General features: G+C 39.0%; 17 protein-coding genes and 1 other RNA gene. 9 read left to right on the forward strand and 9 right to left on the reverse strand.

Annotated features, from left to right (window positions below):
* Positions 1 to 74 precede the first annotated feature (74 nt).
* Both M2419_RS14505 and M2419_RS14510 read right to left on the reverse strand, forming a co-directional pair.
* The gene (locus M2419_RS14505; RefSeq protein ID WP_153846161.1) at positions 75 to 1,820 is read right to left on the reverse strand and encodes an ATP-binding protein; all 1,746 of its coding nucleotides are present in this window, start codon (positions 1,818 to 1,820) and stop codon (positions 75 to 77) included.
* Positions 1,817 to 3,154: a sigma-54 dependent transcriptional regulator gene (locus M2419_RS14510; protein ID WP_153846160.1), complete on the reverse strand. Its 1,338-nt coding sequence runs from the start codon at positions 3,152 to 3,154 to the stop codon at positions 1,817 to 1,819. The genes M2419_RS14505 and M2419_RS14510 overlap by 4 nt, the downstream gene beginning before the upstream one ends.
* A 228-nt stretch (positions 3,155 to 3,382) precedes the next feature.
* Between M2419_RS14510 and M2419_RS14515 the strand changes: the two genes are divergently transcribed.
* The 3 genes from M2419_RS14515 (at position 3,383) to M2419_RS14525 (ending at position 7,639) form a co-directional block, all read left to right on the forward strand.
* Positions 3,383 to 4,978, forward strand: coding sequence for an ABC-F family ATP-binding cassette domain-containing protein (locus M2419_RS14515; RefSeq protein ID WP_259255294.1), 1,596 nt, complete (start codon positions 3,383 to 3,385; stop codon positions 4,976 to 4,978).
* Positions 4,979 to 5,265: 287 nt separating this feature from the next.
* Positions 5,266 to 7,002, forward strand: a complete 1,737-nt coding sequence (locus M2419_RS14520; RefSeq protein ID WP_153846158.1) for a GMC family oxidoreductase — start codon at positions 5,266 to 5,268, stop codon at positions 7,000 to 7,002.
* A 4-nt stretch (positions 7,003 to 7,006) separates the two neighbouring features.
* On the forward strand, positions 7,007 to 7,639 hold the full coding sequence (locus M2419_RS14525; RefSeq protein WP_153846157.1) for a gluconate 2-dehydrogenase subunit 3 family protein: 633 nt from the start codon (positions 7,007 to 7,009) through the stop codon (positions 7,637 to 7,639).
* A 54-nt stretch (positions 7,640 to 7,693) separates the two neighbouring features.
* Here the strand turns inward: M2419_RS14525 and M2419_RS14530 are convergent, their stop codons facing one another.
* Both M2419_RS14530 and M2419_RS14535 read right to left on the reverse strand, forming a co-directional pair.
* Positions 7,694 to 8,593 (reverse strand): OmpA family protein, encoded by a 900-nt coding sequence (locus tag M2419_RS14530; RefSeq protein WP_153846156.1) that lies wholly within the window; start codon positions 8,591 to 8,593, stop codon positions 7,694 to 7,696.
* Between the two features lie 103 nt (positions 8,594 to 8,696).
* Positions 8,697 to 9,221 (reverse strand): hypothetical protein, encoded by a 525-nt coding sequence (locus M2419_RS14535; protein WP_120334876.1) that lies wholly within the window; start codon positions 9,219 to 9,221, stop codon positions 8,697 to 8,699.
* 478 nt (positions 9,222 to 9,699) lie between these two features.
* Between M2419_RS14535 and M2419_RS14540 the strand changes: the two genes are divergently transcribed.
* The 4 genes from M2419_RS14540 (at position 9,700) to M2419_RS14555 (ending at position 14,756) form a co-directional block, all read left to right on the forward strand.
* Positions 9,700 to 10,074: a hypothetical protein gene (locus tag M2419_RS14540; protein ID WP_153846155.1), complete on the forward strand. Its 375-nt coding sequence runs from the start codon at positions 9,700 to 9,702 to the stop codon at positions 10,072 to 10,074.
* A gap of 65 nt (positions 10,075 to 10,139) precedes the next feature.
* Complete coding sequence (locus M2419_RS14545; protein ID WP_153846154.1) at positions 10,140 to 12,113, forward strand: DUF3857 domain-containing protein; 1,974 nt, start codon at positions 10,140 to 10,142, stop codon at positions 12,111 to 12,113.
* Positions 12,110 to 14,011: a DUF3857 domain-containing protein gene (locus tag M2419_RS14550; RefSeq protein WP_153846153.1), complete on the forward strand. Its 1,902-nt coding sequence runs from the start codon at positions 12,110 to 12,112 to the stop codon at positions 14,009 to 14,011. The genes M2419_RS14545 and M2419_RS14550 overlap by 4 nt, the downstream gene beginning before the upstream one ends.
* A 28-nt stretch (positions 14,012 to 14,039) precedes the next feature.
* Positions 14,040 to 14,756 (forward strand): HAD family phosphatase, encoded by a 717-nt coding sequence (locus M2419_RS14555; protein WP_227550185.1) that lies wholly within the window; start codon positions 14,040 to 14,042, stop codon positions 14,754 to 14,756.
* 161 nt (positions 14,757 to 14,917) lie between these two features.
* Here M2419_RS14555 and M2419_RS14560 read toward each other — a convergent pair whose 3' ends face one another.
* Both M2419_RS14560 and rnpB read right to left on the reverse strand, forming a co-directional pair.
* Positions 14,918 to 16,309, reverse strand: a complete 1,392-nt coding sequence (locus tag M2419_RS14560) for a sigma-54 dependent transcriptional regulator (RefSeq protein WP_153846152.1) — start codon at positions 16,307 to 16,309, stop codon at positions 14,918 to 14,920.
* Between the two features lie 67 nt (positions 16,310 to 16,376).
* An RNA gene (gene rnpB, locus M2419_RS14565) (RNase P RNA component class A) lies at positions 16,377 to 16,756 on the reverse strand.
* 151 nt (positions 16,757 to 16,907) lie between these two features.
* Here rnpB and M2419_RS14570 point away from each other — a divergent pair.
* The gene (locus M2419_RS14570) at positions 16,908 to 17,960 is read left to right on the forward strand and encodes a YafY family protein (protein ID WP_153846151.1); all 1,053 of its coding nucleotides are present in this window, start codon (positions 16,908 to 16,910) and stop codon (positions 17,958 to 17,960) included.
* An 89-nt stretch (positions 17,961 to 18,049) separates the two neighbouring features.
* Here M2419_RS14570 and M2419_RS14575 read toward each other — a convergent pair whose 3' ends face one another.
* Genes M2419_RS14575 through argS form a run of 3 tightly spaced genes read right to left on the reverse strand, consistent with a single transcriptional unit; the run spans position 18,050 to position 22,121 of the window.
* Positions 18,050 to 19,240: an aminoacetone oxidase family FAD-binding enzyme gene (locus tag M2419_RS14575; RefSeq protein WP_259255301.1), complete on the reverse strand. Its 1,191-nt coding sequence runs from the start codon at positions 19,238 to 19,240 to the stop codon at positions 18,050 to 18,052.
* A gap of 15 nt (positions 19,241 to 19,255) precedes the next feature.
* The gene (locus M2419_RS14580) at positions 19,256 to 20,332 is read right to left on the reverse strand and encodes an oxidoreductase (protein WP_153846150.1); all 1,077 of its coding nucleotides are present in this window, start codon (positions 20,330 to 20,332) and stop codon (positions 19,256 to 19,258) included.
* Positions 20,333 to 20,336: 4 nt separating this feature from the next.
* Complete coding sequence (gene argS / locus M2419_RS14585) at positions 20,337 to 22,121, reverse strand: arginine--tRNA ligase (RefSeq protein ID WP_153846149.1); 1,785 nt, start codon at positions 22,119 to 22,121, stop codon at positions 20,337 to 20,339.
* A gap of 108 nt (positions 22,122 to 22,229) precedes the next feature.
* On the opposite strand from argS, the gene M2419_RS14590 reads away from it, so the two are divergent.
* A complete protein-coding gene (locus tag M2419_RS14590; RefSeq protein WP_153846148.1) occupies positions 22,230 to 23,621 on the forward strand; it encodes an arginine decarboxylase in 1,392 nt (463 codons plus the stop codon).
* Positions 23,622 to 23,684: the final 63 nt, after the last annotated feature.

Consider the following 23,684-nt stretch of genomic DNA (forward strand, 5'->3'; position numbering starts at 1 on the left):
GCCTCTGCGTAGCAAGCTGCAGGATCTTTCAATCCCTCGTAAAGGAAGAGCTTTTCATTAAGCTCTTCCTTTTTTTAAGTGGATTGTTTAAGCGGTGCAATAGGAAGGTAAACGAAAAATGTACTTCCAGTTCCAAAAACACTTTGCACATCAATCTCTCCCCCCATGCTTTCGATAAATTCCTTGCTTATGCTTAACCCCAAACCTGTTCCTTCCTTTGTACCCCCTGGAACACGGAAATACCGATCAAAAATCTTCGCTAAATATTGTACCGGGATTCCTTGTCCCTGATCTTCAACACGCAAAAGCACCCTGGCGCCCATTCTTTTGACAGCAAGACAAATCGCCCCCCCTTCATCGGAATAACGAATTGCATTGGACAGTAGATTCGTCAATACCCATGCGGTCTTCTCGTTATCAATAAAAACCATTGGCAGTTCCTCTTCCAGTTCAACCTGTAGTTGAATTTTCTTTTGGTCAAGCATTGAACGATTGGCTAAAAGGGCATAATCTATAATCGGTCCGATTGTCGCCGGATTCAGCTTCATCTGAATGGTACCGCTCTCCACTTGTGCAATATCCAAAAGTTCCCCCGTAATTTTCAGAAGCCGCTCTGTATCATCAGCAATTCCTTCAAGCAAGTCTTTTTGTTCTTCATTTAACTCCCCAATCCGCTTATTCTCGAGCAATTGGATCCCCATACGTATTGATGCGATTGGTGTCTTCAGTTCATGAGATACCGTTCCAATAAAATTTGTTTTTGCGACATCACGCTCCTTAAAACTTGTCACATTCCTCAACAAAATAAATTGTCCAATAAACTGCGAACTCTCCTCTCCCGTTGGTATAACATTGATGTCAATGACCTCCAATTCAAAGTAGTTATCTTTTCCATAGGCAAAGATCTGAACCAAACCCAGATGCTCGGATTGCTGGTTTAAAGCGTTGATCCTATCGAGAAGCTTACGAATCAAATCATTGGAAGAAGCTATTTCCGCTAATTTTTGCCCTTCAAATTCTGCGTGTTTTAACCCCGAGAGCAAACAAGCGGGTTCATTTGCAAAAAGCACTCTTTTTTCCTCATCTATCCCTATAACGGCATCATGCATATTATCAATAAGCGCTTCAATTCTCTTTTTATGCTGCAAGATCTTACCCAATTTACTTTCCGTATATTCCTCGAGTTTTTGAGCCATTGTATTGAACGATTGCGCCACTTCTCCAAATTCATCCTTTCGCTTAAAATGAAGTCTCCTTTTATAGTTCCCAGCAGCAATCTGTTTGATACTATCGGTTAATTGTACAATGGGACCAGCAATGGCCAGGGGGAGATTGACAAGCAATACAAACGCAATCATAAAACAGATCGCACCTACAATGGAGATCGCCAAAATAGCTTTTTCAGCTGTTGCATTGGCGATATTATTTTTGTTTTCAATTGCCTGCATATTGAGATACATTAGCTGAAATATATCTTTGTGTAAGTCAGCAGCAATTGTAGAATCTTTCAGCTGTTTCGTTAAACTCAAAAAGTGATGATCTACACGTTCGGTCACCGCTCGTTCTCCAGGCTCAGTTACATTGCGCTTTTGGAGTCTTAAATTATGTTCAAATAGCGCAATGCTCTTCCCATTCGTATGAAGATCTTCCAAGGCCAACAGCATATTTCTGGAATAATGCAACGTATTATAATTGTCGACTAAAATATTATTGGTATCTTTTTTTAATCGATAAACATAATACCCACTTACTATCGCAAGCAGTAAGATCATAAAAAATAAAAATCCTACCCCGAATGTCAGCTTTGCTTTAAGTTTCATTGGATTTTATATTCTTCAATTTTTCGATACAAGGTAGCTATGCCGATTTCTAACAATCGAGCAGCTTCAGCTTTATTTCCATTCGTATGTTTCAATACACGTTGTATATGTTGCCTCTCCATATTGGACATTGAAAAGTTTGATAAGACGCTTGCCCCTTCTCTATAGTCACGTTCAGCGAAAGGAAGTCCCTCAACACCTAATATGCCGCCCTCGCTCAAAATCACACTGCGCTCAATCACATTTTTCAGTTCACGGATATTTCCCCGCCATAGGTTATTTTCCAATGCCAGCACAAACTCAGGGGTCATCCGCAAGGGTTTCAAGTTGGATTTTAAAGCAAAGATATCAGCGTAGTATTGTGCCAAAGTTGCTATATCTTCAATGCGCTCACGCAGTGGTGGCAATTCAATCGTGAAAACGGACAACCTATAAAATAGATCACTCCTGAAATGGTCAGATGCAATTTCGGTTTCGAGATTTCTGTTGGTCGCGGCTATGATGCGTACGTCCACTTTCGTTGGTTTGGAGTCACCTACTTTTAAAAACTCGCCCGTTTCCAAAACACGGAGAATTTTGGCCTGAAGTTCCACAGCCATCTCCCCGACTTCATCCAGAAAAATAGTTCCCAAATGTGCTTCTTCAAATAAACCCCGCTGATCTTTAGTAGCACCGGTAAAGGCACCGGATTTATGCCCAAACAGCTCGTTTTCCAGCAGATCTTTTGTAAATGCGGCACAGTTAATGGCCACAAAACTACGCTCTCTCCTGGAACTCGCCTGATGGATTGCCTGTGCAAAAACCTCCTTACCGGTACCAGTCTCGCCTGTGAGCAAGACCGTTGTATTTGTAACGGCAACTTTTTGTGCCATGCCAATGGCAGCCTTTATTGCACTAGATTTTCCAATAATCTTATCGAAAGAAAGTTTATCTCCTAATCGCTTTTCTAACTGTTGTACCCTTCTTGCCAATGCAACCTTTTCACTGGCTTTATAAAGTAGGGGTATAATGCGATTATTGTCATCTCCTTTGGTAATATATTCAAAAGCACCATTTTTTATCGCCCGAACACCGTCCGGTATATTCCCGTATGCTGTCAATAGAATAATCTCTACAATTGGATACCGCTCTTTAATTAATTTGGCCGTTTCTACCCCATTACCGTCAGGCAGTTTGACATCACAAAGTACAACGTCCACATCGCTGACTTCAAGCTTTTTCAACCCCGATTTAATATCAGCAGCTTCAATCACATCAAAACCTTCCAGGCTAATAATTTTGGCCATCAATTTCCGAAGTTTCTCTTCGTCATCTATAAGGAGAACTCTATTCACAATATTCGTTTTTTCAAAAGTACAATTTGTCCGAAGCAAATAGTAGAAAAATAAACAATTTGACTATTCCTCAAAAACTTTCCCGTCATCAAAATAAAAAGGCTATATTTGCTTCTCTCAACATCCTTAAAACTGCATGTAAGATTAAAATTCTTTAGAACGAAATAAATACCATCCATTGACAATACCTGTCCAAATGGTCTTTTCTAACATTTAAAGAATTTCAACATGCTTTCATTACAACAACTTTCTTATATACATCCGAATAAAGATTTATTGTTTGGGAACATAAATCTACACATCAATGCGCAAGAGAAAATAGCGCTCATCGGCCACAATGGTGTCGGTAAATCAACTTTATTGCGACTGATTGCCAAAGAACTATTGCCTTCCAGTGGCAGCGTACAAGTCAGTACCAGCACCTATTATGTCCCTCAAGTTGTGGGACAATTTGAGGATAATACAGTCGCCGAAGCACTTGGCATTGCCAAAAAATTAAATGCACTCCACGCCATATTAGCTGGCGATGCGTCTGAAGAAAATTTCAATAGACTTCAAGATGATTGGACCTTGGAGGAACGCTGCCAAGAAGCTTTCGAGCAATGGGATCTGCACGATATCCAGTTGACACAGAAGATGTCGTCCCTTAGTGGTGGACAAAAAACAAAAGTCTTATTGGCCGGAATCCACATTCACCGATCCGAACTTATTCTTCTTGATGAACCCAGCAACCATTTGGATATGGATAGCAAAACGCTACTATACGATTGGATTCAATCAAGCAAAAACACAGTGATTATTGTCAGCCACGATAGAACCCTGCTTAATTTACTGGATGACATGGCCGAAATGACCCCAATGGGCATCAAGCGATATGGGGGGAATTATGCCTTTTACGAAACTCAAAAAGAGACCGAGCGCCATGCGTTAAAACAAGATATTCACCACAAGGAAAGGGCGATCAAAATTGCAAAGGAGAAAGAAAGAGAAACAATCGAACGCCAAAATAGATTAAACAACCGCGGTCAAAAAAAACAGGAAAAGGCAGGTGTGGCACGCATCATGATGAATACACTGCGCAATAATGCTGAAAAGAGTACCGCCAAGATAAAAAATGTGCATCAGGACAAAATTGGAGATATCAAATCCGATCTACAGGAACTCCGAGGTTCACAATCTGCACTGGATGAGATTAAAATAGATTTAGGAAACAGTGCCTTTCCAACCGGAAAGAGTATGGTCAAAGTCGAAAATGTCAATTTCAAGTATGACTCACAAGAACTCTGGCCAGCTAATATCAACTTTCAATTATTCAGTGGAGATCGTATCGCACTACAAGGACAGAATGGATCTGGTAAAACGACATTGGTCAGACTTCTACTCGGCCAATTGACACCTGTACAAGGAAAAATTGAACGCCAATCATTTCGTTCGATATATTTAGATCAAACATACTCCATTTTGTCTTCGCATCTAAGTATTTACGAGCAGGCCCAGCAATTCAATAGCGACGCGCTACCTGAACATGAGATCAAAATTAGGCTCAATCGGTTCTTATTTGGAAAAGACGATTGGGATAAACCCTGCCAACTATTGAGTGGTGGTGAAAAAATGCGTCTGATATTATGTTGCCTCACCATTCAGCAACAGTCTCCAGATTTAATTATTCTTGATGAACCAACAAACAATTTAGATCTTCAAAATATCCGGATTCTAACCCGAGCGATTCAGCTTTTTAAAGGTACACTAGTCGTCATTTCACATGATGCGGTCTTTCTACAGGAAATCCATATCAACAAAGTTATCAAACTAAAAGACCTGTAAATCACAACTGCGTTTATTTCGTTGCAACGGAATAAACGCAGTTGTGAATGACTGCACTACCTAAAATTTCAATAAAACACGGTATCTTTTGTAACAATCCCATATTCTTTATTTAAAATCTGCTAAATCGATAAATTAATTTAAAAAAAACGAATTTTTATCGATATATTCACGATGATTTTAAACATGAAACAATAACCATTAAATTAATTGAACCTTCTCATTTACATAGCAGCCTTAGGGCAAATGTATCGCACAGGCCTCTCAATTAATTACTTCATTTAATTATGTCAGATTATCAAATTAAAGAAAATCCCGAATTATTTGACGCCATCGTAGTTGGTTCCGGCGCAGGTGGTGGTATGGCAGGTTATATACTTGCACATGCGGGGCTTAAAGTATTGATGCTGGAAGCAGGTCCTTTTTATGACCCAGCAAAAGATTCGTTACAACTACGCTGGCCTTGGGAATCTCCAAGAAGAGGTGCCGGTACCACAAGACCATTCGGGGATTTTGACGCCGCCTTCGGTGGCTGGCAAATCGAAGGTGAACCCTACAGCAAGGTAGCGGGAACTGAATTTGAATGGTTTAGAGCACGTATGCTGGGCGGCAGAACCAACCACTGGGGTCGAATTTCATTACGTATGGGACCTGACGATTTCAAGCCAAAGGATGGAGTAACGGACGAATGGCCTATCACTTATGAAGAGGTTAAGCCATTTTATGACCGTGTAGATCGAATGATCGGAATATATGGCACGGCAGAAGGTATTCATAACGAACCCGATGGTATTTTTATGAAACCACCTAAGCCACGCTTAAACGAATTATATATTGCAAAAGGTGCCAAAAAAGCTGGAGTTCCAGTGATTCCCGGAAGAGGAGCCGTGCTAACCGAAGTATCAAAAGATATTAAAGATCGAGGTACCTGTTTCTACTGTGGCCAATGTGGTCGTGCATGTAAAGTTTATGGGGACTTTTCTTCTTCATCTTGTCTGGTTATTCCAGCGATGAAAACGGGTAACCTAAAGGTGATAGACAATGCAATGGTAAGAGAAGTCATTACAAATGATGAAGGAATTGCAGTTGGTGTTTCTTATGTAAACACCAAGGATTTGCAAGAATATACCGTTAAGGGAAAAACCGTTATTTTGGGTGCTAGCGCCTGTGAAAGCGCGCGGATCATGTTAAATTCCAAATCAAAATCGCATCCTGGGGGTGTTGGTAATAGCAGCGGTTTAGTCGGAAAATATCTCCACGATTCTACAGGGGCCAGTTTATCGGGCTTTTTACCACAACTACTTGACCGGAAGCGTTATAATGAGGATGGCGTTGGGAGTGTCCATATTTATTCACCATGGTGGGAAGATAATGCCAAGTTGAATTTCCCAAGAGGTTACCACATCGAATATGGTGGTGGTTTACATATGCCCTCTTATGGATTTTTGAATTGGGTACCGAAAGTAAATGACCTTGCGAAAAATTCGGATGGGAAGTCAAAAGCCAAAGGCGGTTATGGTACTACATTAAAAGAAGATTTCCGTAGCTATTATGGTGCAAATGTAGGTATGGCAGGCCGGGGAACGGCATTGGCAAGAAAAGACAATTACTGTGAAATTGACCCCGATAAAGTCGACAAATTCGGAATTCCTGTGCTACGTTTCAACTACAAATGGGCTAATGAAGAAATAGCACAAGCCAAACATATGCAAGAGACATTTCAGTCTATTATGCACGAAATGGGCGCTGTAATTACTTCTAAAATACCAGGAGCAGATACATTGTATGGACTGGAAGCTCCCGGAAAAATTATTCATGAAGGTGGTACCACAAGAATGGGAAATGACCCTAAAACCTCCGTTTTGAACAAATGGGGACAAGCGCACGATTGTAAAAATCTCTACGTCGTGGATGCGGGACCATTTGTACAACAAGGTGACAAAAATCTGACCTGGACAATACTCGCTTTATCAATGCGGACAGCAGAATATATACTTCAAGAAAAGAAAAAATTAAACGGTTAAAAGCATGAATAGAAGAGAATCTTTAAGAGCATTAGGATTAATTGCAGCTGGATCTGGTCTTTTAACCGCAGCTTGCAATTCAAAAGATGCTAAAAATGCAGTAGCAGACAATAGCAAAAAATTACCTGGAGTCCAGGATTTTGAATACGAACGTACGGAACAATTATACGCCGAAAAGTTTTTTGACGAACATGAAATGGCTACAATCACTGTTTTGGCTGATATTATTATTCCTAAGGATAACATTTCAGGAAGCGCTTCGGAAGCGGGAGTACCCGATTTTATCGAATTTATCGTAAAAGATTTGCCTGATAATAAAATCCCTATGCGTGGCGGACTTCGTTGGCTCGACCTCCAATCCAAAAAGCGTTACGGAACAGTATTTATCAAATGCGGCGCAAAAGATCAACTTGCATTGGTGAATGATATCGCCTACCCTGATTTGGCAAAACCAGAAATGAAACAAGGTGCTGCCTTCTTTTCATTGATGCGCAACCTGACTTCTTCAGGATTTTACACGAGTGAAATGGGTGTAAAAGATATTGGCTATGCCGGAAATAAACCCGGAGTCTGGAATGGTGTACCAGATGATGTGTTGAAAGAGCATGGTTTTGATCCAAGTAAATTCTTTGGATAATAAAAAAATCCTTTCCGAAAACGGAAAGGATTTTTTTATTTACCTCATTAAAATCTATTGTGCCGATGGTACTTCGGTAGCTTCCGGAGCTTTATCAATCAACTCCATAAATTGATCCAATTTAGGGGTGATAATAATCTGCGTTCTTCTATTCCGTTGCTTACCTAGCGCGGTCGTATTATCTGCAATTGGATTATATTCTCCCCTACCGCCTGCAGTTAAGCGTTTAGGATCCACACCATATTTATTTTGTAAAGCCTGTACCACAGAAGAGGCTCTCAGGGTACTTAAATCCCAGTTATTCCGAATATTAGGTTTAGAAATTGGATCGGTATCGGTATTACCTTCAATCAATACTTCATAATCTCTATAATCCTGGATAATTTTCGCAATTTTACTTAATGTCTGATCAGCTCTATCATTAATTTCATAGCTACCGGATTTGTAAAGCATATTATCAGCAAGTGAGATATAAACTACCCCTTTTAATACCTGTACATCAACTTCCTGCAATTCCTCGCGGCTAAGCGATCTTGTCAAATTATTTGTCAATACCAGATTCAAGGAATCGGATTTGTTTTTCGTCTCAACAAGATGCTTAATATATTTATTTGAAGCGTTAATTTCATCAACCAACTTGGAAATATTAATATTTCCCTGTGAATTCTGATTAATACTGTTATCTAGCGATTTCTGCAAAGCAGCATAAGCCGATCGGAGATCCGTATTATTTTGCCTTTCGGAAGCCAACTGATCTTCTAAACTCTTGATCCGTGTCCGACCTTCAGCCAATTGAAGCTGTCCATCCTGATATTGTTTGGTCAATTGACTGTGCTCCGTTTGTAATTTACTATAGTCGGACTGTAAACCAGCATATTGCTTTTTGCTGACACCACATCCGATAACAAACAAACTGGCCGTTAATACAGTCATTGGAAAAACTAAATTCTTCATGATATACTCTTTTTGTAGATGTTGAATTAATTCATACAGCAAGATACGCAATATTCTAGCCAAAATACCCCACAGTCTTGTCAAATTAACAACCTTTAACGTCCTATTGGGCTAGCTCCTTCAGCTCTGTAGCGCTAAATACTTGCCCACCTTTAAGATAGGGATTTGCGCCTTTGAGATAATTATAAATAATTGATTTAGCCTCTTCATTGGGTAATTTATAAAGATTTTTAACAAGGAAATTTTTATCCTCAAGGATATTATTGTTATATCCCAAAAAAGAAGGCGCATGCACCTGTACGCTCCAACGTATAAACCGTGCTTCAATATGATTTGGATTTTCCTTAATCACTTCTTCCAAATGCTTTTTGCCCTCTTTGAACTGCCCAACTTTCTTAAAAGGATTGCCTATATGTTTCGCTAAAAGTATTTGATAAGCGGCCAGGTATACTTTCTCGGTCGGTGATTTGGCACCTTCCGTCAGCACCTCTAAATTATGTTCACACAGATCCTCATCCTTCACGGCCTCCGCATATTCTTTTCGAATTTTATCAATATTCACCTGTTGGCCAAGCCCAACTTTTGTTAAAGTAAATAGAGCAATTGTCAATACTATTCGTGTTATCATAATTATAAATCAGGCTATTTCAACAATTTCATTTTCCGACTTAAATTACTAAAAAAATCGAATTCAAATATTAATTTTCAATTATCATACCACAAAGCCAAAAATTCATGTCATCGTATCGCCACAGCTAGCTTTAAATAAGAGAAAAGTCTTCATTCAAGCATATTTTTAAAGCAATTTTGCGGCATGAAACTAATTTTAGCAACAAGCCCAGTATGGTTAAAAGTGATTTTGTCGATTCTATTTGGCGTTATATTAGGCTGCTTCTTAGGAGAGATTGTTTTCACCTTATTACAAGCCTAAGTTATTCATCATGATTGACATCCCGTCCTTTACCTGACGATCTGGTGAATTTTATACCGACAGATAATCCGCTTATTACAGCTCCTTTGAGTAGGCCAATAAGTTTCATTATCCTTGCCAAAAATCAAATTATTTTTGCTATATTGGTTATACCAATATAAATTTAAAGCGAGCTATGGAGACAAAAGCAGAGTATCAGATTTGGGACACTATTGTGAATAGCGCAAAAACTAAATTCGATTATAAGCATATTCGTGCTATGTTCAAAAAGGAAGATGACGAAATAACCGATAAGTTTCTATTCCATATCATTGCAGGATTTGCCTGTGGTGAAAATCATCAGACCATTTCAACCAATCTTTTCAATGAATTACAGAGTATCAATTTTGAATGTAATGAAGAACAGATCGATAGGTTTATTGCTGATAAGCACGTAAAATTCAGTCCGGAAATCTACGCCACCTATCTTGCATTCTCTATGCTGGAAGATGGTGAAGATATCGATAACATCACCGAAATTATTAATAATCTTTTGCAACTAGACAAATAATTATTCTGAAGTATCGTTTAATTTTGGCTAAAAACTTATATTCGTGAATTATTACACCTATAGTTATGCGCCAGTTTTTAACGCTATTTTTAATATTTTCTATTTATACAAATAGTATAGCCCAAACTTTTGACTTTGGTAAAGTTTCTATTTCGGATTTCTCGAAAACAGACCTGGATAGTAATGCCAATGCTATTGTGCTCAATGAGTTTGGACGGAGTTCTGTTTTTGTTGATGATTATGATAATCGTATAAAACTTCAACATGAATACCATGTACTTATCCGGATCAATAACAAAGAGGGGTTTAAAAAAGCTAATTTTGAAATTCCCTCGTATAAACGCGGAAGTTACATACGTGACTATTTTGACGAACTAAAGGCTGTTACATATAACTTAGAAAATGGCAGGATCGAGAAAACGGAACTTGAAAATAAGAAAGTTTTCAGGGAAAATTACGCGCCCTATCTGGACCTTAATAAATTCACCCTTCCGAATATTAAAGAAGGATCTATTATTGAAGTGTCCTATCGGACGCTAGAGCAGGATTTATTTAATTTCAAAACATGGGAATTTCAAGATGATATTCCCAAAATACAAAGCCAATATATAGCTATTATTCCTGCTTCTTTCGCCTACAATGTAGTTTTACGTGGTCCTTACAAACTTGCCGATCAAAAAGCCGAAGCATTGAAAGAATATATTTTCCTGGATGGACTGCGAATGGATTGTTCAAAATTGACCTATACAATGAAGAACATTCCGGCATTTGTTGAAGAGGACTACATGACTTCGCCAACCAATTTCAAATCTGCTATCTATTATGAGCTTGAATCAATCTTTTATCCGAGTACAGGTAGCAAGAAGACATTTAGCAAAACCTGGAAAGACGTAGATACGGACCTAATGAATGAAAAGGCTTTTGGTGGCCAATTAAAAAAAACAGACTTATTCAAAGCCAGTTTAGCAACAATTGTTTCTCCTACTGACACCAAATTAGAAAAAGCAAAGAAGATATATAACTATATCAACAAACAAATAAAATGGAATAACTATTTAGGCAAATATGCAGAATCTGGCATTGAAAAAGCATTGGAAAAACGAACTGGCAATATTGGCGACATCAATTTAGCGCTAGTAACCGCGCTATTAACTGCAGATCTGGAGGCCTACCCTATTATTCTTTCAACGCGACGAAACGGAACTCCCAATGCCTTATTTCCCGTATTATCTGACTTCGACTATGTCATCGCCTGCGTAAATATAGATGGTGTAAAATATAAACTAGATGCCTCCAATTCATATTTACCTTTTGGAGAACTGCCTTTACAATGTTTAAATGAACGGGGAAGAATTATCTACTCCAAAAAGAACTCGGATTGGTTTCCGCTTACGGTAGAAGAATCTTCCGATGTGAGCTACGTATTGGAGGGAGCTTTAGATGAACAATCTAAAATTAAGGGAAAACTGACCATAAGTAGCAGGGGTAACAAAGCCTTCTTAAAGCGCCAACATATCGCCAAATTCAATTCTTTGGAGGAATACTGGGAAAAACTGGACGAAGAAATGCCCAACGTAACTTTAACAAAATCAAGTATCCAAAACCTTGAAGAAATTGATCAGCTATTGATAGAGGAATTTGATGTCATCGTAGATGTCTCCAAACAGATGGAACAAGACATATTATTGCTAGCGCCCAATGTTATTGACAGGATTTCCTACAATCCATTTAAAGCACAGGAAAGAACTTATCCAGTCGATATGGGTTTTAAATCCAAAACATTATACTCAGTCAAATTGACAATCCCCGATCGCTATGAAATTGCTGAGAAGCCTCAGAATGCATCATTAGCACTCCCTGAGTCAACTGCAAAATATAGATATGTAACGCAGGTCAATGGCAATCAACTTGAAATACTACAAAGCCTTGCGTTTAACAAACCTATATTTTCAGTCGATGAATATTTTTCCCTCAAAGAATTGTATTCACGTATTATTCAACAACAAAAGCTAGACATAAAATTAATCGGTAAAAAATGAAAATCGTATTCATCAACTTACTATACTTCCTGCTCCCGATCCTCGCAATTGGGCAAGATAACTACGACGTCGCCAATATTCCAAGTGCATTAAAGAGCAGAGCAGTAGCAACTGTACGCAATGATAAAACTGTGGTAGAAATGAAGTCTCCCGAACAGGTCATCACAACCATAACCTGTGCTATCACAGTTTACAATAAAAATGGGGACCGCTATGCTTCACTTCCGGTCTATTATAATAAATCTAGCGAAATTAAGAGCCTTAAGGGAGCCATCTATAATGAAATGGGGATATTGCAAAAGAAAATTGCAACGAAAGATTTCAAAGATATTAGCGCTGTGGACAACAGTACGATGTTCGCCGATTCTCGGGTAAAATTATATGTACCTGACTATCATAGCTATCCCTATACCGTCGAATACCAATACGAAGTTAGAAGTAAACAAAACTTGATCATTCCATCTTGGACTCCTGAGGTCTCAAGTAATGTATCCGTAGAAAAAAGCAGCTTTCAATTTATTGCACCAATTGGCACTGAATGCCGAATTGAAACAACGAATTATAAAGGAAGTATCAAAGAAGAGAAAAATGACAAGACTGAAAGTAAGACATGGAATACTGAACAGATCGCTGCAAAAAAGGATGAATCTTATAGCCCCAATCCTAACCTGAAAAGAATAAATGTACTCATCGTTCCCAAAAATTTTATTTATTATGGTAAGACTGGAAATTTCGGGGATTGGAAAGAATTTGGCCAATGGGTATCCAATAGCCTATTGAACAAAAAAGAAGATTTGACGGAAGCGTCTAAACAAAAATTTATAGCATTAACAAAAGACGCAAGCTCAGATAAAGACAAAGCAAAGATTCTATACAATTATTTACAAAAAAACACACGTTACATCAGTATTCAAATCGGCATTGGAGGCTTAGAACCATTTCCTGCTTCTGAGGTTGACCGCTTGGGCTATGGTGATTGTAAAGCACTGGCGAATTACATGCGAAGCATGTTGTCGGCGGTCAATATCCCTTCCTATTACTGTATTGTCGAAGCAGGCAGACGCAAAGAAAGTTTTCACAAAACCTTTGCAAATGCCCAGGACGGAAATCACGTCATTTTATGTATTCCATTCAAAAATGATACGACTTGGCTGGAATGTACGAGCCAAAACCTACCATTTGGTTTTCTTAGCGACTTTACCGACGATAGAGATGTCGTTGCTTGCACCGAAAATGGCGGAGTTATCATGCATACGCCGAAATATATTAACTCAACCAATCTTCAACTGCGCTATGCCGACCTAAAACTTTCGGAAGACGGAAGCATCCAGGGCACCTTAAATACCAAGTTCTATGGAGCCCAATATGAGAACCATATGGACGTGCTTTTAGCCAGCAATAATGATAAGAATAAACTTCTCACGGAATATTATAATATAGACAATATCAATTTCAATCAGGTAAACTATATTGAACATAAGGAGGAAAATCCATTTATTGAGGAGAACCTGAATATTTTTATCAAAAACTACGCTGTGAAAAATGGTAATAAACTTTTGATCCAGCCTAATTTATTCAATACACATTCCAATATTGCAGAAAGTAGAAATAGAACGGAAGATATTTTCATTGAAAGGGGTTACGCTGATATCGATAGCATTAGCATCGCCCTCCCAGAAAATATGCTCAAAAACATAACTCCTGAGAAGAAAATTATTGAGAAACCATTTGGAAAGTATGAATTTAGGTCAGAAGTAAAGGACAATAAACTATTCACCTACAGAAAATTGGAACTTTTTGAAGGCAGCTATCCTGCCAATGATTATGAAGACTTTTTCCAATTTCATAATGACGTAAGTAATTGCGACAAAGGGCGCTTTAATCTCAGCTTTCTCTAGTCGGAAGAAAATATTTACCAGAATATGAATGAGTAAAATCGATCAAACAAGGCAATTATTGTATATTAGCTCAATGACAGAATACGCAGCGATATTTGACATGGACGGTGTCATAAGCCACACCAACCCTTTCCATGCGGAAGCTTTTAGAGCTTTTTTTAAAAACCACAATGTGCAACAGGCTACAGAAGAGGAATTTGAACAGCACATGTATGGTAAGCATAACAGTTACATCATGCAGCATTTCTTTCAACGTCCGATATCCCCTGAGGAACTACGAACGCTTGAATTTGAAAAAGAGCAACTTTTTAGAGTTATCTATAAAGAACACGTTGCTCCTATTAAGGGCTTAATTGAGTTTCTAACGGAATTAAAAAATAACGGTTTTAAGCTTGCTGTGGCGACATCTGCTCCCCGAGAGAATATGGACTTAATTTTGGATGAATTGAATATACGTCAGCTATTCTCTTCCACACTAAGCAGCGAAGACGTAAAACTACATAAGCCACATCCTGAGGTTTACCTAAAATCTGCGGAAAATCTGCAAATTCCTGTTGACCGCTGTATTGTTTTTGAAGATTCTTTTTCTGGTATTACCGCGGCGAAAAATGCTGAAATGAAAGTTGTCGCCGTACTTTCAACCCATAAAAAAGAAGAATTACCTGCAAGTAATGATTATATAAATAATTATACAGAAATATCAGTTGCCAATATAAAAGCAATTTTAAAAACACAAGAATTATAACCCGGTTGAGGGGTTGACGACACTTAGTCCGATAACTTCGGATGTCTCCTCTCTACCGATAAAAAAAAGAGATTCCATAACGAATCTCTTTTTTTTATCGCTTTGTCCGAGTGAACTGCAATTTTCGCTCACAGCTGCTAGACTGAAATTTCACTAAACGGTTAATCTCTTTTTAGACCAAACTTCTCTATTTTACTATACAGGTGACTACGTTGAATATCTAAATCATCGGCCGTCTTGGAGACGTTCCAATTATTTTTTTCCAATTTATATTTTATAAATTCTTTTTCCGCATGATCTTTATAATCTTGAAACGAATCAAAGGAGTCCATATCTAATCCGTAATTCGTTGCACTTTTTTCATGGGCTATACCATTCACTGGCTCGCGGGAAGGGTTAGCAAAGGCAACAACATCTTTATCGGTAATCGACCTGTCGCTCAAAATAATTAAACGTTCAATCATATTGCGCAATTCCCGAATATTACCTGTCCAAGGAAGATGACTCAATTCCCGCATTGCAGCAGTAGTAATCTCCTTTACAGGTATCCCGTATTCCATACAGATTTCTTCACAGAAGTTTGTGGACAATAGAGGAATGTCATCGACACGATCAGTTAACGCTGGCACATGGATCAATATGACAGATAGACGGTGATACAAGTCCATTCTGAAATTACCATCTTCTATCTCTTTCAATAAATCCTTATTGGTCGCAGCTACTACCCTGACATTGACGTCAATTTCTTTGTCGCCCCCAACTCGCGTGATTTTATGTTCCTGTAATGCCCTTAGCACTTTAGCTTGCGCGGATAGACTCATATCTCCGATCTCATCCAAGAACAATGTTCCACCGCTAGCTTGTTCAAACTTCCCGATACGTTGTTTAATAGCCGACGTGAAGGATCCTTTTTCATGCCCGAATAATTCTGATTCGATTAATTCAGAAGGTATTGCGGCACAGTTCACTTCGATCAATGGGCCTTGTCCACGATTTGACTTTTCATGTAACCAGCGTGCAACCAATTCCTTTCCCGAGCCATTCGCCCCGGTAATCAATACACGGGCTTCTGTTGGTGCAACCCGGTCAATTGTTTCCTTAATACGTTTGATGGCCCCCGATTCACCTAGTATATCTTTTGTTTTCGAGCTGCTAACTTTTCGTTTCAGGACCTTGGTTTCTGTGACTAGGGAACTTTTATCCAGTGCATTACGAACCGTGATCAATAGTCTGTTTAGGTCCAGCGGTTTTTCTAAAAAGTCAAATGCTCCTTTTTTCGCTGCTTCAACAGCTGTTTCAATCGTACCATGTCCAGAGATCATAATAAAAGGGATATCCGGGCTGCTTTGGTGTGCTTCCGCCAAAACTTCCATCCCATCCATCGTATTCATCTTGATATCACAAAGAACAAGATCTATTTTTTCCTTTTTTAAAATATCTAATCCATCCCGGCCATTGTCGACATCTAAAATCGTATAATCTTCATATTCCAAGATATCACGCAACGAACTTCTGATGGCGCGCTCATCATCAATGATTAAAATTGTACTCATAAATCGAGAGTTATGCTATTTTTTCAATTACGGGATTCAATATAAGGTTTTTTTAGCAATTAGCGAAAAAGAAGCAAACCTTGTAAGCCGGGTTCTGTAGACCACCGAAGTGGAATTTCTATCATTTATCTAGATTTGCCATCGCTGACAAACTCAATCAACCTACCCATTACGAATTCCAATAAATTGAAAGAAGACGAGCAGCCTTCGAATTTCGCAACCTATTTGGTCTTTCAACACACGAGGTTTACCGTAATATATGTCACCATACAAGACCGTAAGCTCTTACCTTACGTTTTCACCCTTACTCCGAAAAGCGGTATATTTTCTGTGGCACTTTCTGTCTACTATTTTCATAGCAGCCTTCCCGTTAGGAAGCGTGTTGCTCTATGTTGCCCGGACTTTCCTCTCCTCTCAAAAAAGAGCAGCGATAGAACCAGTTTGCTTCTGCGCAAAAGTAGCTATTTTACTCGGATAAACCCGAATTTCTTTTCAATTTCGAAAAGACTATTCATTTTGCTTCACAGGCACAAAAATCTACGCAATTACCTTGCGTAGATAAAGAAAGTTTTTGTATTTTCAATCTATCAAAAAAAACATGGCACTCAATAAACTAGCTCTTATACGTTATAAAACGATTGACCATTGTCTTCGTTTACGACATCGGAAATGGACCTTGGAAGATCTTATGGAAAAGGTTTCCGATGCACTCTATGAATTTGAAGGAATCAAAAATGGGATAAGTAAACGCACCATACAAGGAGATATTCAACTCATGCGTAGCAATAAGCTCGGCTACAATGCGCCTATTGTCGTCTTGCACCGCAAATTCTACACCTATGAAGATCCCAACTATAGCATTAGCAATTCACCGATTTCTGTCGGTGACATGCAAAAAATGAAGGAGGCTGTAGAGGTACTTAAGCATGTGAGCGGTTTCTCCAGCTTTGATGAAATGAGCGATATCGTCGCACGACTTGAAGATAGCATCCATACAAAAAAGGACAATTCACCTTCTATTATACAAATGGAAAGCAACAATCTGCTAAAAGGCCTTACTTTTATCAGTCCACTGCATCAAGCCATTCGTGAAAAAACACCACTCCTGATCAGCTACCAATCGTTCAAAGCAACACAACAGCAGGATCTTGTTTTCTCGCCCTATCTCTTAAAAGAATATCGTAATCGATGGTTTCTAATTGGTCAGCATAAAAAGAGTGAAGGATTGATGACACTAGCGCTTGATCGGATCAATGCCATTGAGGAAATGGGCAAAAATTCATACAAGGAATATACAGGCGTCGATTTCGAACGTTACTTTTCGGATACCATAGGCGTAACGAAGACACAAAAGGACCGCGGCCACCGGGTGATATTGGAAGTCAATGCAAAAAATGCACCTTATGTAGCAACAAAACCCTTACATTCTTCACAGCAGATTTTAGACAAAAAGGAGGATGGCTCAATCTTAATTCGTATTGATGTTGTACTTAACTTTGAACTGGAAAGAGAAATTTTAGGTTTTGGCGAATCCATTAAAGTACTCTCCCCAAGAAATTTACAAACGAGAATAAAACAGCGCTTGGCTGCTGCCACACAACTCTATGCTGAGAAATCTGTCGATAAAACGTCAAATTCACAAAATGAATAATATTTCTATCGAATAATATTTCTATCAATGATCTTGCTTAACCCATTTTTTCCGGAATAGATTGGCCCCTCTCACTACCCCCAAAATGCCTAAATATCTTGGGCGATGGCATAACCACTTGCCCAAGCCCATTGGAAATTATAACCGCCAAGCCATCCCGTAATATCAACAGTCTCCCCTCCAAAATAAAGGCCTTCAACTTTTTTAGACATTAAGGTCTTGGGGTTTAGCTCTTCCGTTGAAACTCCTCCACGCATGACCTCCGCTTTATCATACCCCTTATCTCCCGCAGGTTTTACCTTGAAGCGATGGATAGTGTCGACAATCAATTTCGCATCAGCTTTACTAAGTGACGCGATTTTGGTATCCAAGGCTAAAAATTTCCCAAGGGCATCGACCAATTTTCTGCTGAAATAATCGTTTAGCAATTGTGAAACAAGTCGTTTCCCTCCGTATTGTCGCTCTTGTTTAATCAGATTATCTAAATTAAAATTAGGCAGTAGATCAATCGTAATCTCCTGTCCAGGCCTCCAATAACTTGATATTTGAAGAATTGCAGGTCCGCTTAGCCCCCAGTGCGTAAAGAGAATATTCTCTTCAAAAGACATTCCGGCAACAGAAACTTTCGAGAACACCGAATTTCCAGCCAAAGAACTATACCAATCAGCATCTTTTCCAGTTATTGTCAAAGGGACTAGTGCAGGCGCTGTACCGACTACATTCAAACCAAATTGTTTGGCTAAGCGTAATCCAAAGTCCGAAGCACCGAGTTTTTGGACCGGAAGCCCACCGGAAGAAATAACAACTTTATGTGCATGATATCGGGACTCACCTTTTGCATTTTCGACTGTTACCACAAAGCCATTATCGTTTTTTTCTACAGATTTCATCAAGGTATTCAATGCAATATCCTGCCCTGTCTCGTATAAAATTTTTGAAAATACAGCAACGATATCTTTTGCTTTATTGGTCTCTGGAAACAACTGGCCCAGCGTTTTTTCCTGCCCTACAATACCATACTGTTCAAAAAATGTAATGGTATCGTCCACTGTCCATTGTTTGAATATACCATGTAAAAAATCTGGATTTTCAGAAATGAAATTAGCGGGACTATTACCGATATTTGTATAATTGCAGCGTCCACCTCCGGAAATCAAGATCTTCGCACCAACCTTATCGTTTCGTTCAAGGACCAAGGTCTTCTTTCCAATAAGCCCTGCTTGGGCTGCACACATCAAACCACAGGCTCCGCCCCCAATAATAATAGCATCGTATATTATACTCACAGCAACAATCTAATAAGCAATCAATGTATTTTCAACAGAAACAACTCTTCGTTCCAATTGACTCTGATATCCCAATTCAATAATTTTAATGACATCCCGTGCCTGCTCTGCCGATGCGATCAAGGTAGTTTTTCCCAATATACTATCTGCAACGTTCTGATAAAAATCAGGATAGGAACCTATTTCAGAAGGAATCATTTCTTCAATGTCATTCCCCTGTTCAACAATATTAAGCTTGCCGTATAGACTCGGATCTTCTTGTCCCCAGGTTGGATCCTCATCAGGAAATTTACCATCACGCAGTAAGGCTTCCTGTGGGTCGACACCATATTTTACAAAATTTCCGTTCATTCCAAAGACACGATAACGTGGCGTGGGTTCTTTTGCAAGCATAGAACCTTTCAGGGATACCCGTAAGTTATCATAGTACAATAGGCAGTCGAAATTGTCAATGGTCTTCGCATGATCCCGTTGGACAGCCAAATCTGCAAAGACAGCATACGGCTTTCCAAATAACTGCAAAGCCTGGTCGATGAGATGTGGTCCTAGGTCATAAAATATACCAGAACCCGGCAAATTTTCTTCTCGCCATGCATTAGGTCGCAAGTAATTACGAAAACGATCAAACCTAGATTCCAAATTTACAATCCGTCCCAGCCGCCCACTTTTGATCACTTTCTCCAAGGTCCGATAGTCTGAGTTGAACCTTAAATTATGGTAGGGTGCCAAGATCAGATTTTTCTCCTTAGCCAGAGCGATAAGCTCATCGGCCTGCTCAACGCTATTCGTAAAGGGCTTTTCTACAACAACGTGTTTCCCTGATTCCAAAGCACGTTTTGCAAAAGGATAATGCATTTCATTGGACGTTGCAACCACGACTAAATCAATGGTTGCATCATTAAAAATATCATCTGCAGATAAAGCAATTTCTGCCAGTGGATAGCGTTCCTTTAGCAAACTTTGCTGATCTGCTTTACGAGCGGTCACTTTAACAAGATCCAGTTCAGCTATCGAACGCATCACGGGAGCGTGAAAAACCTGACCTGAAATTCCAAAACCAATAAGTCCTACGCGAATTTTCTTCATAGCATTACATTCTTTCAGGTACTCGAATACCCAATAAGTTCATCCCTTTGGCAATAACCTTTGCCGCAGAAGCCGAAAGGTGCAATCTAAAGTTTTTCACATCATGATCTTCCGCTTTCAAGATGGTTTCTTCATGATAGAATTTATTATAAAACTTAGCTACCTCATAGATATAATTTGCCAATTGTGCAGGACTGAACTCTTGCGCAGAAGCTTCAATGATCTCCGGAAATGCACCCAGCTGTTGAATTAAGTCACGTTCGTAAGAGGAAATCGTCGCCGGTACAGACACAGCACTATCAAAATCGAATTCAGCTTTACTCAAAACAGATTTGATACGGGCATGTGTGTATTGAATAAAGGGTCCTGTATGACCTTGAAAATCGACAGACTCATTTGGATCAAACAAGAGGCGTTTTTTAGGGTCCACTTTCAATAGAAAATATTTAAGTGCGCCCATTCCAATCGTATCGTAAAGAACGGCTTTTGATTCCTCGTCCAATCCTTCAGTCTTGCCAAGCTCCTCAGTACGTTCCTGTGCGGTTTTAAGCATTTCAGCCATTAAATCATCCGCATCAACAACTGTTCCCTCCCGTGATTTCATTTTTCCGGAAGGAAGATCGACCATCCCATACGATAAATGGAACAATCCGTCAGCCCAAGCTTTACCAAGTTTTTTTAAGATTAAGAACAATACCTTGAAATGGTAATCCTGTTCGTTACCGACAACATAAATAGAATCATTCATTTTGAATTCATCATATTTCAACTGTGCTGTCCCCAAATCTTGTGTAATATAGACAGAAGTACCGTCGCCACGAAGCACAAGCTTCTGATCCAGTCCCTCTGCAGTTAGATCAATCCATACGGAGTTATCCTCTTTTTTAAAGAAAACCCCATTATCTAAACCTTCCTGGATAATATCTTTACCCAACAAGTACGTATTGGATTCATAATAGTATTTATCGAAATCGACGCCTAATTGTTTATAGGTCTTTTCAAACCCAGCGTACACCCAGCTGTTCATGGTTTTCCAAAGTGAGATCACCTCTTCATTACCAGCTTCCCATTGTTGCAACATCGCCTGTGCTTCCTTCATCAAAGGTGCATTTTTCTTTGCCTCATCTTCGGTCTGCCCTTCAGCCTTCAATGCCTCGATTTCCTGTTTATATGCTTTGTCAAAGACAACGTAATATTTTCCGACAAGGTGGTCTCCTTTAAGTCCAGTAGACTCGGGTGTCTCACCGTTACCAAATTTTTGCCAAGCCAACATGGACTTACAAATATGGATACCACGATCGTTCACCAAATTTGCTTTGATTACATCATAACCATAAGCTTTTAGGATTTCCGCAACAGAATATCCTAATAAATTATTACGAATATGCCCTAAGTGCAGGGGTTTATTGGTATTTGGCGAAGAGTATTCAACCATCAGTTTCTTTCCATTCGCAGGAAATATACCAAAGTCCTTCGCCGTTATGGTCTGATTCAACAACGTGATCCAGTAAGCATCGGAAAGAACAATATTCAAAAAGCCTTTTATCACATTGAAATCCGATATTTCAGCGATATGCTGTTGCAAATATGCACCAATTTCCTTTCCGGTTTGTTCCGGAGAAGATTTCGAAAAGCGCGTTACGGGAAAAGTTACGATTGTAATTTGTCCTTCAAACTCCTTTCGGGTAGCTTGTAAAGCAATTTGATTTTCTAAAATATCTGCATTGTAAAGCTCTTTTACTGCCTGTACAGTGACTTCAACAAGTCGCTTTTGAATAGAATTTGCCATTTAATGATTTTGTAATTTTTACAACTTCCTGATAGTGAATCGGAAATAAATAACATTCCTTATTTAGGTATTCACCATTAAAGTATATCTTTGCAAAAATAATAAAAAATGCAGAGCTATCAGGAATTTCTTGACTTAAGTGTTGGTTTTCCGCAAGACGGATTCGAAATCATCGACGACGAATTGTATTTCCACGATTTGAATTTAATGGAAATGATAGAAACGTACGGTACACCGTTACGTTTTACCTATTTGCCTATCGTCAGCAAAAAAATTCAGCAAGCGAAAATCCTCTTTCAGACCGCAATTCTGAAACATAATTATCGTGGATCTTACAAATATTGTTATTGTACCAAATCATCCCATTTCAAGCACATCGTAGAGGAAGCCTTGAAAAATGATATCCACTTAGAAACTTCATCTGCATTTGACATGCCGATGATTGATTCATTGGAAAGACAGGGAACAGTAACAAAAGACATTACAGTCATCTGTAATGGATTCAAAACCTATCAGTACAAACAGTATATTATTGACATGATCCATGATGGATACACCAACATTATACCTGTATTGGATAACAAAGAGGAGTTTAACCTTTACGATGATGAAATCGAACTGGATGAGCCCTGTGCTTTAGGGATCCGAGTTGCTTCTGAAGAACAACCAGATTCTCAGTTCTATACATCTCGCCTGGGAATTCGCCAAGAAGACGTTGTTGAATTCTATAACAACAAGATCGCCGACAATCCAAACTTTAAAGTAAAGTTACTTCACTTTTTCATTAATTCAGGCATCTCTGACACCCCGTATTACTGGAACGAATTAGAGAAATACGTTACTTTATATTGTAAATTCAAGAAAGTAAACCCGGATTTAGATACCCTAGATATCGGTGGTGGGATGCCATTTAAGGACTCACTGGTACACGACTTTGATTACGAATATATGGTCAATGAGATTGTCAATCGGATCAAACAAATCTGTGCGCACCATGAGGTAATGGAACCAGATATTATTACCGAATTTGGCAAATATACTGTTGCTGAAGCATCAGGTATTCTCTATAAAGTTTTGGGACGCAAGCAACAAAACGATCGCGAACGTTGGTTTATGATTGACGGTTCATTTATTACAAATTTACCGGATGTATGGGCATTGAACCAAAAATATATTCTATTGCCGATCAATAACTGGGATTCAGAATATGAACGCGTCAATTTAGGTGGAATCACATGCGATGGACAGGATTACTACAATCAGGAGGCGCACATGAACTCGGTATTTATGCCGAAGACCCGTAAGGTGCAGTACTTGGGCTTCTTTCATACAGGAGCATATCAAGATGTATTAAGCGGATATGGAGGAATCCACCACTGCTTACTTCCTTCACCTAAACATGTGCTTGTACGCCGCAATAGAGATGAAACATTCAACTATGAGGTGTTTGGTGAGGAGCAAAACTCCAAACAAGTCATGAAATTATTAGGCTATCAATAAGATATCCCACCAAGAGCAAGGCCTCTTTTTAACTGCGGGATTAAAATATCCTTGTAGAAAAAG

Source organism: Sphingobacterium sp. BIGb0116 (genome assembly GCF_024808035.1).
GTDB classification, from domain to species: Bacteria; Bacteroidota; Bacteroidia; order Sphingobacteriales; family Sphingobacteriaceae; genus Sphingobacterium; species Sphingobacterium paramultivorum.